We start from the raw sequence: 10,235 nt of genomic DNA, 5'->3' as shown, positions 1-10,235 counted from the left end.
CCGAAATCACAGGTCCGCCTCGTCTTCCAGAGGAAGAACGGCAGCGTCCGGGCCGCCTTCAAGCGCCACCTGACGGCGGCGATGGGCGTTGGCGGCCTCGTGCGCCAGCCGGGTGGGCTCGGGCAGGCGATAGCCGCGAGTGGCCTGCATCACCCACGAAACCGCCGTTTCCAGTGACACGCGATGGCCGGTGGAGATGTAGAGCGGGCGGGCGCGGCGGCGGGTGCGCAGCACCATGGCGATGGTCTCTCCCTTCCAGACCAGCGGCGTGCGATCCCCCGGTTCCTCGCCCAGCGGGCCAAGCGGCTCCCCGACGAGGATGCTCTTGGCAACGCCGATGGTCGGCCGGTCCAGCAGCACGCCCAAATGGCTAGCGATGCCGAGACCGCGGGGGTGGCTGATGCCGTGGCCATCGACAAAGATGATGTCTGGCACGGCGGGCAGCTGGGCGTAGGCGCCAACGAGGCTGGGACACTCCCGAAAGCCGAGGTAGCCCGGCACATACGGAATGGGGCTGGGCGCGCTGAGAGCAGCGCTGGTGCGCAGGGCAAGCGAGGGCCAGTCCAGAAGCACGATGGCGGCATGGATGGGGCCTGTGGTATCCCGCCATTTCATGCTGGTGTCGACGCCGGCCAGCGTGCTCACCGGGCCGAGGGCGTCTTCCCGCACCACCTGGCGGGCCATCTCGCGCTGGATCTGGGAGGCGGCCTGAAGCGAGGCGGGATAGAGCCAGTCATGGGGAACTGAGGAGGTGTCGATGAGGGTCATGCGATCGTCCTTAGGCCAGCCCGGCGCACACGGCACCACCAGACTGGAGAGGCAGTGCGGCGTTCGCCTTTTCAAGCGCCCGCCTTTTTTGTTACGACGCCTGCGGACAAGGAGAGTTTCATGACCGCATCTAACCGCCCGCGCCGCAGTGCGCTCTACATGCCTGCCTCCAACGCCCGCGCGCTCGAGAAGGCCAAGGCGCTGGACTGTGACGTGGTCATCATCGATCTGGAAGACGCGGTGGCGCCGGACGCCAAGCAGGCAGCCCGCACGGCGGCGGCCGAGGCGGTGCGGGGCGGCGGCTACGGCCACCGGGAACTGGTGATCCGCGTCAACCGGCTGGATACGCCGTGGGGCATCGCCGACGTGCAGGAAGCCGCCGAGGCGGAGCCGGACGCCATTCTGCTGCCCAAGGTGGAAAGCGCCGCCGAGGTGGTGCAGCTGGAAGCCCTGATGGAAGGGGTGAGGCCGAACGCCCGCACCGCCATCTGGTGCATGATCGAGACGCCGCGCGGCTTCCTGAAGCTGAAGGACATCGCGTTTGCCAGCCATCGGCTGGGCTGTCTCGTGATGGGCTTTGCCGATCTGGTGAAGGACCTGCGGGCGGTCGAGACGGTGGATCGCCTGCCGCTGCACTACGCCATGAGCCGCGCGGTCATGACCGCGCGGGCGGCGAACATCGACGTGCTGGACGGCATGTACCCGATCATCAAGGACGAAGAGGGTCTGGTGCGCCAGTGCCGGCAGGCGCGCGAGTTCGGCTTTGACGGCAAGACGCTGATCCACCCGAGCCAGATCGCGCCATGCAATGCTGCCTTCGCGCCTTCCGAGGAGGAGGTGGCGCAGGCCCGGCGGATCATCGAGGCGTTCGAGACCGCGCGCGAGGAAGGCAAGGGGCTGGCGGTGCTGGACGGTCAGATGATCGAGGCGCTGCACGCCGATGCGGCGCGGCGCGTGCTGGCCATGGCCCGGTAGAACGCCGGTTGCGGATTTCGCAGCCCCTGCGTGAAAAGGCAAACGGCCGGGAGGTGTCTCCCGGCCGTTTCGTTTGAGCAAAAGAAAAGCTGGCTCAGGTGCGGCGCTTGCCGGAGCTGCCGCCGCCGAAGTCCCGATCGCCGCTGGCGTCATCGTCCTGAATGCGGTCCGCGACGGCCTCTGCGCGCTGGCCACCGGAGCCCGGCTGGCGGTCCGGGTCCTGCCCGCCTGCGCCGCCCTGCCGCTGCTGCTGGTCGATATTGGGCGCGGCCTGACCCTGCGAACGCTGCTCGGTGCTTGCCATGTCATCGGTCGTGCCGCGCAGGCCCTGCCGCTGCTCCAGCATCTCGCCGGAGGCCTGGCTGCGGTTGTCCTGATTGTGCTGGCGGCGCGAGCCTGCATCGTCGATGCCGCCCTGGCTGCCGGCCAGCTGCTGCTGGTGGGAGCCTTCCTCCGGGTGCCAGCCTTGGCTGTCATGACGCTCGGCGGCGTCCTGCTCGATCTGCTGGCGCACATCGCGGGTGGAGGCGCGCACTTCCTGCTGGTTCTGCTGGAGCCGCTGAGACTGGTTCTCCTGCTGGCCCTGCTGCTGTGTGGCGGACTGATCCTGAGTCTGGCTCTGGTCCTGCTGGCGGTTCTGGGTAAGGCCTTCTCGTTTGTCCATCATCTGCTCCGGATCCTGCCAGCGGTTCGCGCCCTGCTGCTGGTCCTTGCCCGGTCCGCGGGACTGGCTCGGCTCCTGCTGCTGCGGCTGGAACTCGCCCTGATTCTGGCCCTCGCTCTGGCCCTGCGCCTGGGCGGGCCACTGACCGCCCTCAAGGCTGGTCTGGGTGGCCTGCTGGCCGCCGCTGGTCTGGGTCCAGGTGCGGTGGGACTTGGTGCCGCTGGGCAACGAGGTCTGCATCATCGCGCCCCGGTCGGTGCTTTCGGACACGCCGCCCTGCTGGCCGGTCTGCATGCCGGTGCGCAGGTTGCGGCCGGTTACATGCTGGTCGCGATCAGCGTTCACGTCCTGCCCCTGCTGCCCCTGTTGGCGGCTGCCCTGAGACGCCTGCTGGAACTGCTGGCCGGAGCCCTGCTGGGATTGCTGGCCCTGCTGGTTTTGCTGACCCTGCTGACCCTGCTGGCGGGAGGCCATGGCGTTCTGACCGGTCATGCCTTGCCCGGGCTGCTCTTCAGCCGTGCCGCCAGTGCGCTGGCTGCTGTGCAGCCGCTCGGTGCGGTTGCGGTGCGCCTGCTGGGCCTGCTGGTTGGAGCCGGAGCCTTCTCCCCAGATGTTCTGCTGGGAATCGGTTTCATCCGTGCGGCTCTGCTGGCTCTGCTGGCGGTCCGGCTGCATGGTCTGGCCGGACTGGAACTGGCCGAATTGACCCTGCTGGCTCTGTTGCTGGCCCCCCTGCTGTTGGCTGGCCTGCTGGCCCTGCTGAGGTTGCCCGCCCGTGCCCCGGTTCCGCTTGTCGTCGGTCATGATACATGTCTCCCGCTACGCGATCGGCGGATTGGTCATCCACAGATTTGGTCACTCAGTACGAGCAACGGCTCGCACGGCGGCCTGTTCCGTCGGGAATGAGCGAAGCACCGCCGTCCGCCCGGCGGGCGGGACGGGCGGAGGAAGCGGGCGGGCCAGCCGAAGCGGGGCCGGATCAGCGCTTGGTCACGTCCGGATTGCGGGCAAGGACATCCGGCGGGGTGGTGGCATCCAGCGGAGGCTGCTCGTGCCCCCGGTTGGGGTCGGAACTCTTCTGCTGGGCGGGTTGGGTTCCGCTTGCGGACTGGTGCTGCTGCTGGGAGCGCTGCTGATCCTCATGCACGTGCTGCTGGCGCTGACGCTCCTGCGGGGACGTGTCAGGCCCGGTGCTGACGGTGCCGCGCTCGTCCTGCGCGGGGTCGCCGCCCGCATCCCAGTTGCGGCTCATGGAGGATTCGCCAAGGCCGCGTCCGCTCTGCTGGGCGCTGGCGCTCATGCCCGCGCCGTGGAGGATCTGGCCGCCATCGGCGCGCATGCCCTTGATCAGCGGATCTTCGATCTGGCCGCGCTTCTGCTGGATTTTCGGGTTCGGGGTCTTGCGGTCTTCGGTCATGGTGCGTCCTTGAGGGAAGGGGGAACTCCTCAAGGTGCAACGCGGGCGGGGAAAGGGCTGTTCCGTGGGCGCAAGGCAAGGCGTCAGCGGGGCACGCCCGCGCGCGCCAGCCAGCCATCCAGCCGCCCGGTCAGCCACAGGCCGAACATGCGGAAGTCCGACATCAGCGACCAAAGGGGATAGCGGAAGGTGGCAGGGCGGTTCTTCTCGATGAAGAAATGGCTGATCCACGCCGGGCCGTATCCGGCCAGCAGCACGACCGGAAGCCATGCGACATTTCCCGTCAGAAGAAGAGCAATGGCAAGGGCGATGACCAGTCCGGTGCCCGCGTAATGCCAGTACCGCGTGGCCGGGCGGCCGTGCTCGCGCAGGTAGAACAGGAAGAACTCATCATAGGTAGTGATGCGGTTGCTTGCCGGTTGTTCCGCCATATGCCTGCCTCCCGCCGTTCGAGCTCAAGCGTGCATGATGCGGGCAGCATATCACGGTGAGCCTGCCCGGACCCCGCCCAAAGCGGGGAGGGGCTTTTGATTGCTTGTCGGACCGGAGGCCGAGGCGTATCGCAAGTCGTTCCAGGGAGTTCGTCCATGTCCGGTCTGCGCGCGCGTCTGCAAGCCATTCCCACCGGCAGCTATGCGGCTGCCTTCTGCATCGCCCTTTGCGCTACAACGTTTTACTCGATGAAGCCGGTCTTCATCAAACTGGCGTTCGGGCACGGGGCCTCGGTCGATGCGGTGATGGCGTGGCGCATGGCGCTGTCGCTGCCCGTGTTCCTGATCATTGGCATCAGGGCGTGGCGGCAGCGGGAGGAGAAGCCGAAGGCGGCGCAGATTGCCGAGGCGGCGGGCGTCGGCATCCTTGGCTATTACGGCGCATCCTACCTCGACGTGATGGGCCTGCAGTATGTCTCGGCCCAGCTCGAGCGACTCATCCTGTTCTGCTACCCGGCGCTGGTGGTGCTGGCCACCGCCTTCATCCGCCGCCAGCCGATCTCGCGCCGCACATGGGGCGCGCTGGCGCTGGCCTATGCGGGGCTGGGCCTCTTGTTCGGGCATGACCTGCAGCTGGGCGGGGCCAACACGCTGCTCGGCACGGCGCTGGTGTTCGGCTCGGCGGTTGCTTACGCGGGCTACCTGATGCTGAGCGGCAGGCCGATTGCCAGCATGGGCAGCATGCTGTTCACCGCCATTGCCATGTCAGCCGCGTGCCTTGCGGTGCTGACTCACGCCATGGTGTTCGAGGGAGCGGCGGTTTCCAGGATTTCATGGGGGGCTTTGGGCTGGATGGCGGCGGTTGCGGTGATCTCGACCGTGCTTGCAGCGTTTCTGCAATCGGAGGCCATTGCCCGGCTGGGCGCGGCGCGGGCGAGCATCGTGGGCAGTACCGGGCCGCTTCTGACCAGCGTTGCCGCGGTTTTCATGCTGGGCGAGCCGTTCGGCCTGTTCCATGTGGCGGGCCTTTCGCTGGCGACCGCGGGCATGGTGGTGCTCAGCCGCAAGCGAAACTGAAGGGGGGGATGTCGGGAGAGGTTGACGTTAACGTAAACGTCAACTAGATTTCGCCGCATGACATCCGAACCTGATGACATCGCATTTCATGACCGGACACCCGATGACCGCAGTCAGGGCTTCTTCTCGGGGCTGGCGCTGCCGGACCTGCCGGGGCCGTTCACCATCACCGAGCTGGCGATGGCGTTCCACATCACGCCGCGCGCCATACGCTTCTACGAGGACCAGGGCCTGCTCAATCCGGAGCGGCGCGGCCAGAATCGCATCTACCACCGCCGGGATTTCGTGCGGCTGGCGTGGATCCTGCGCGGCAAGCGGGTGGGCTTCTCGCTCGCCGAGATCAGCGAAATGCTGGACCTCTATGATCTGGAAGACGGGCGCGCCCGCCAGCTGCAGCTGACGCTGGAGAAGTGCCGCACCCGGATTGCCGCGCTGCACGAGCAGCGGGCCGACATCGATACCATGATCGAGGAACTGCAACAGTTCTGCACAACACTTGAGACACTCGTCACCCCCGAGGCCGGGGCGGCACGAGGCCAATCCGAGGAGTAGGCAACCAATGCCCGTTTATACCGCACCGGTTAAGGACACGCTTTTCCTGCTGAACAACGTGCTGAAGCTGGATTCCTATTCCAACCTTCCCGGCTTTGCCGAGGCGACGCCCGACATGGTGCAGGCCATTCTGGAGCAGGCGGCCAGCTTCACCGAGGAAGTGGTCCAGCCGATCAATCAGGCGGGCGACGAGCACGGCTGCACCCGCCATGAGGACGGCAGCGTCACCACCCCGCCGGGCTTCAAGGAAGCCTACGACCAGTTCTGCGAGGGCGGCTGGGGCACGCTGACCGCGCCGGCGGCCTATGGCGGGCAGGGCCTGCCCTACGTGCTGGGTACCGCGTTTGAGGAATATCTGATCTCGGCCAGCCTTGCCTTTGCCATGTACCCGGGCCTGACCCACGGTGCGGTGGCCGCCATCGAGGTGGTGGGCTCGGAGGAGCAGAAGCAGAAGTACCTGCCCAACATGATCTCGGGCAAATGGTGCGGCACCATGAACCTGACCGAGCCGCATTGCGGCACGGACCTGGGCCTCATCCGCACCAAGGCGGAGCCGCAGGCGGACGGCACCTACAAGATCACCGGTACCAAGATCTTCATCTCGGCGGGCGAGCATGATCTGGCCGAGAACATCGTCCACCTGGTGCTGGCGAAGATGCCGGCCTCGCCGGACAACGTGAAGGGCATCTCGCTGTTCATCGTGCCCAAGTTCCTGGTGAACGAGGACGGCACGCTGGGCGAGCGCAACGCGGTTTCCTGCGGCTCCATCGAGAAGAAGATGGGCATTCACGGCAACTCCACCTGCGTGCTGAACTATGACGGCGCGACCGGCTGGCTGATCGGCGAAAAGGAAAAGGGCCTGGCCGCCATGTTCATCATGATGAACGCTGCAAGGCTGGGCGTGGGCCTGCAGGGCCTCGCCCTCTCCGAAGTGGCCTACCAGAACGCCGCCGTCTATGCCCGCGAGCGCATTCAGGGCCGGGCGCTGACCGGCCCCGCGAACCCGGACGCCAAGGCGGACCCGATCATCGTGCACCCGGATGTGCGGCGCATGCTGATGGACATCCGCGCCTTCAACGAGGGCGCGCGGGCGCTGGCGCTGTGGGCGGGCCTGCTGGTCGACCTGACGAGCAAGGCCGCGACCGAGGAAGACCGGCAGCAGGCGGATGATCTGATCGGCCTGCTCACCCCGGTCATCAAGGGTTACTTCACGGACAAGGGCTTCGAGAACGCGGTGCTGGCCCAGCAGGTGTTCGGCGGCCACGGCTACATCCGCGAGCACGGCATGGAGCAGTTCGTGCGCGATGCCCGCATCGCCCAGATCTACGAAGGCGCCAACGGCGTGCAGGCGATGGATCTGGTGGGCCGCAAGCTGGCCCGCAACGGCGGCCGGGCGCTGCAGGCGTTCAACAAGCTGATCCAGGAAGAAATTGCCAGCGCCAAGGGGAACGAGGAGCTGAAGCCGCTGGCCGAAAGCCTCGAGCGCTCGCTGGGACACCTGCAGGCCGCGACCATGTGGCTGATGCAGAACGCCATGGCCAACCCGAACAACGCGGGCGCGGCGGCCTATGCCTACATGCACCTGGCGGGCCTCGTGAGCCTTGGCCTGATGTGGCTGAAAATCTCCAAGGCCAGCCTCGAGGCGATTGCCGCGGGCAATGGCGACGAGCGCTACTATCGCAACAAGCTGGTGGCGGCCCGGTACTTCGTCGACCGGCATCTGCCGGACACCGCGTCCCTGCGCCGCAAGGTGGAGGCGGGTGCCGAGACGGTGATGGCGCTGGCTGCCGAAGATTTCTGAAGTTGATGCGTGCCGACTGAGACCTGAGCGGAAGGATGGGACATGGCTGAAGCCTATATCTACGACGCGGTGCGTACGCCGCGCGGCCGGGGAAAGCCCGACGGCGCGCTGCACGAGATCACGCCGATCCAGCTGGCGACGCAGGTGCTGCAAGCCCTGCGCGACCGCAACAACATCGACACGGCGGACGTGGACGATGTGATCCTGGGCTGCGTTGCGCCGGTGGCGGAGCAGGGCTCGGACATCGCCCGCGTGGCGGTGCTGAACGCCGACTATGCCGAGACGACCGGCGGCGTGCAGATCAACCGCTTCTGCGCCTCCGGGCTTGAGGCGGTGAACATGGCGGCGGCCAAGGTAATCTCCGGCGAGGCGGACATGGCCATCGGCGGCGGCGTGGAATCCATGAGCCGCATCCCGATGTCGTCCGACGGCGGCGCGTGGGCGACCGACCCGGCCGTAGCCATCAAGACCTACTTCGTGCCGCAGGGCATCTCCGCCGATCTCATCGCCACCAAGTACGGCTTCAGCCGCGACGACGTGGACGCCTATGCGGTGGAGAGCCAGAAGCGCGCGGCGCAGGCCTGGGCCGAGGGGCGCTTCAACAAGTCCATCATTCCGGTGAAGGACGTGATGGGCGAGGTGATCCTCAACCACGACGAGCACATGCGGCCCGAGACCGACATGCAGTCGCTGGCGCAGCTGAAGCCGTCCTTCAAGGATCTGGGCGAGACCATGCCCGGCTTCGACGCGGTGGCCCTGCTGCGCTACCCGGAAGTGGAGCGCGTCAACCACGTGCACCACGCGGGCAACTCCTCGGGCATCGTCGACGGCTCGGCGGGCGTGCTGATCGGCACCAGGGAAATGGGCGAGAAGTACGGGCTGAAGCCTCGCGCCCGCATCAAGGGCATGGGCTCCATCGGCTCCGAGCCGACGATCATGCTGACCGGCCCTTCGTTCGCAACCGAGAAGGTGCTGAAGAAGCTGGGCATGGCCACCAGCGACATCGACCTGTTCGAGCTGAACGAGGCGTTCGCCGCCGTGGTGCTGCGCTACATGCAGGCGCTCAACATTCCGCACGACAGGATCAACGTGAACGGCGGCGCGATCGCGCTGGGCCATCCGCTCGGCGCGACGGGCGCGATGATCTTGGGCACCGCGCTCGATGAGCTGGAGCGGCGGAATCTGGAAACGGCGGTCGTCACCCTGTGCATCGGCGCAGGCATGGGCACCGCCACCGTCATCGAGCGGGTCTGACATTCATTCCGGAAGGAGCGCGGTTCTCATGACCGATACGATCGAGAACGGGACGATTAAATTCGAAGTTGACGCCAACGGCGTTGCGCTGCTGACCGTGGATGTGCCCGGCCAGTCGATGAACGTGATCACGCCGGAGTTCATGGATGACCTGGACGCCTGCATCGACCGCATCAAGGCGGACGAGGCAATCAAGGGCGCGGTCATCACCTCGGGCAAGGACACGGCGTTTCTGGCCGGTGCCGACCTCAAGTGGATCGGCGGCATCGTGGCCAACGCCCGCGCCAAGGGCGACGTGTCCGCCAAGGAGATCTTCGAGGAGACGTTCCGGCTGAGCGGCCTGTTCCGCAAGTTGGAGACCTGCGGCAAGCCGGTGGCGGCGGCCATCAACGGTCTGGCGCTGGGCGGCGGGCTGGAACTGGCGCTGGCCTGCCACTACCGCGTGGTGGCGGACAGCCCGAAGATCCAGCTGGGTCTGCCGGAAGTGCTGGTGGGCATGCTGCCGGGCGCCGGCGGCACCCAGCGCCTGCCGCGCCTGATGGGCATTCAGTCCGCCCTCATGTTCATGGTGCAGGGCAAGAGCATGAGGCCCGCCGAGGCCAAGGGCATGAACGTGGTGCACGACGTGGCTCCTGTCGCCGAGCTGGTGGACAAGGCCAAGGCCTGGGTTCTGGCCAACCCCAAGGCGGTGCAGCCGTGGGATGTGAAAGGCTTCAAGATCCCCGGCGGCTCGGGCGCGTTCAACCCCGGCATCGCGCAGCTGTTCATGGCCGCCAGCCCCATGGTGCTGAAGGAAACCCACGGCAACATGAATGCGCCCAAGGCCATTCTCTCGGCCGTGTATGAGGGCACCATGCTGCCGTTCGACCGGGCGCTGCGCATCGAGGTGAAGTATTGCACCACGCTGCTGATGCACCCGCAGACCGGCAACATGATCCGCAGCCTGTTCGTCAACAAGCAAGCCGCGGAGCGCGGCGCGCGCCGCCCGCAGGGCATCGAGAAGCTGCCGACGAAGAAGCTGGGCATTCTGGGCGCGGGGCTGATGGGCGCGGGCGTTGCCTACGTGTCCGCCAAGGCGGGCATTCAGGTGGTGCTGCTCGACCGCGACATGGAAAGCGCGGAGAAGGGCAAGGCCTACTCCCAGAAGCTGATCGAGAAGGACGTGCAGCGCGGCAAGACGACGGCCGAGAAGGGCGCGGCGCTGCTGGCGCTGATCACCCCGACCGCGAGCCACGAGGATCTGGCCGGGTGCGACCTCATCATCGAGGCGGTGTTCGAGGATCGCGGCGTGAAGGC

General features: G+C 67.0%; 10 protein-coding genes. 6 read left to right on the top strand and 4 right to left on the bottom strand.

The genetic code is table 11. The annotated features are described in order from the left end of the window. Nucleotides 1–6: 6 nt before the first annotated feature. Nucleotides 7–843, bottom strand: coding sequence for a deoxyribonuclease V (nfi, locus tag VIG90_RS09425; protein WP_331593249.1), 837 nt, complete (start codon nucleotides 841–843; stop codon nucleotides 7–9). A 45-nt stretch (nucleotides 844–888) separates the two neighbouring features. Here nfi and VIG90_RS09420 point away from each other — a divergent pair, with 45 nt between their 5' ends. Beyond that, nucleotides 889–1,743: a CoA ester lyase gene (locus tag VIG90_RS09420; protein WP_331593248.1), complete on the top strand. Its 855-nt coding sequence runs from the start codon at nucleotides 889–891 to the stop codon at nucleotides 1,741–1,743. Between the two features lie 94 nt (nucleotides 1,744–1,837). Here VIG90_RS09420 and VIG90_RS09415 read toward each other — a convergent pair whose 3' ends face one another. From VIG90_RS09415 to VIG90_RS09405, 3 genes are all read right to left on the bottom strand, one after another. Beyond that, complete coding sequence (locus tag VIG90_RS09415; RefSeq protein ID WP_331593247.1) at nucleotides 1,838–3,211, bottom strand: hypothetical protein; 1,374 nt, start codon at nucleotides 3,209–3,211, stop codon at nucleotides 1,838–1,840. A 175-nt stretch (nucleotides 3,212–3,386) separates the two neighbouring features. Then, nucleotides 3,387–3,824, bottom strand: a complete 438-nt coding sequence (locus tag VIG90_RS09410; RefSeq protein ID WP_331593246.1) for a hypothetical protein — start codon at nucleotides 3,822–3,824, stop codon at nucleotides 3,387–3,389. Between the two features lie 83 nt (nucleotides 3,825–3,907). Beyond that, nucleotides 3,908–4,255: a DUF962 domain-containing protein gene (locus VIG90_RS09405; RefSeq protein WP_331593245.1), complete on the bottom strand. Its 348-nt coding sequence runs from the start codon at nucleotides 4,253–4,255 to the stop codon at nucleotides 3,908–3,910. Between the two features lie 156 nt (nucleotides 4,256–4,411). Here VIG90_RS09405 and VIG90_RS09400 point away from each other — a divergent pair, with 156 nt between their 5' ends. The 5 genes from VIG90_RS09400 to VIG90_RS09380 all read left to right on the top strand — a co-directional run. After that, nucleotides 4,412–5,332: a DMT family transporter gene (locus VIG90_RS09400; RefSeq protein WP_331593244.1), complete on the top strand. Its 921-nt coding sequence runs from the start codon at nucleotides 4,412–4,414 to the stop codon at nucleotides 5,330–5,332. A gap of 57 nt (nucleotides 5,333–5,389) precedes the next feature. After that, nucleotides 5,390–5,884, top strand: a complete 495-nt coding sequence (locus VIG90_RS09395; RefSeq protein WP_331593243.1) for a MerR family DNA-binding transcriptional regulator — start codon at nucleotides 5,390–5,392, stop codon at nucleotides 5,882–5,884. A 7-nt stretch (nucleotides 5,885–5,891) separates the two neighbouring features. Further along, the gene (locus VIG90_RS09390) at nucleotides 5,892–7,685 is read left to right on the top strand and encodes an acyl-CoA dehydrogenase C-terminal domain-containing protein (RefSeq protein WP_331593242.1); all 1,794 of its coding nucleotides are present in this window, start codon (nucleotides 5,892–5,894) and stop codon (nucleotides 7,683–7,685) included. A 42-nt stretch (nucleotides 7,686–7,727) separates the two neighbouring features. Continuing rightward, nucleotides 7,728–8,939, top strand: coding sequence for an acetyl-CoA C-acetyltransferase (locus VIG90_RS09385; RefSeq protein ID WP_331593241.1), 1,212 nt, complete (start codon nucleotides 7,728–7,730; stop codon nucleotides 8,937–8,939). Nucleotides 8,940–8,967: 28 nt separating this feature from the next. Then, the coding region (locus VIG90_RS09380; protein WP_331593240.1) for an enoyl-CoA hydratase-related protein at nucleotides 8,968–10,235 on the top strand (1,268 nt) is incomplete at its 3' end.

The sequence above is a fragment of the Pedomonas sp. genome, assembly GCF_036515995.1.
GTDB lineage: Bacteria > Pseudomonadota > Alphaproteobacteria > Sphingomonadales > Sphingomonadaceae > Pedomonas.
This window is presented reverse-complemented; position numbering and strand designations above follow the sequence as displayed.

What these genes read in the sequence shown, in the direction of transcription:
- VIG90_RS09420 (WP_331593248.1), top strand. Translation starts at nt 889, where the DNA reads ATGACCGCATCTAACCGCCCGCGCCGCAGTGCGCTCTACATGCCTGCC.
- VIG90_RS09415 (WP_331593247.1), bottom strand. Translation starts at nt 3,211, where the DNA reads ATGACCGACGACAAGCGGAACCGGGGCACGGGCGGGCAACCTCAGCAG.
- VIG90_RS09410 (WP_331593246.1), bottom strand. Translation starts at nt 3,824, where the DNA reads ATGACCGAAGACCGCAAGACCCCGAACCCGAAAATCCAGCAGAAGCGC.
- VIG90_RS09405 (WP_331593245.1), bottom strand. Translation starts at nt 4,255, where the DNA reads ATGGCGGAACAACCGGCAAGCAACCGCATCACTACCTATGATGAGTTC.
- VIG90_RS09400 (WP_331593244.1), top strand. Translation starts at nt 4,412, where the DNA reads ATGTCCGGTCTGCGCGCGCGTCTGCAAGCCATTCCCACCGGCAGCTAT.
- VIG90_RS09395 (WP_331593243.1), top strand. Translation starts at nt 5,390, where the DNA reads ATGACATCCGAACCTGATGACATCGCATTTCATGACCGGACACCCGAT.
- VIG90_RS09390 (WP_331593242.1), top strand. Translation starts at nt 5,892, where the DNA reads ATGCCCGTTTATACCGCACCGGTTAAGGACACGCTTTTCCTGCTGAAC.
- VIG90_RS09385 (WP_331593241.1), top strand. Translation starts at nt 7,728, where the DNA reads ATGGCTGAAGCCTATATCTACGACGCGGTGCGTACGCCGCGCGGCCGG.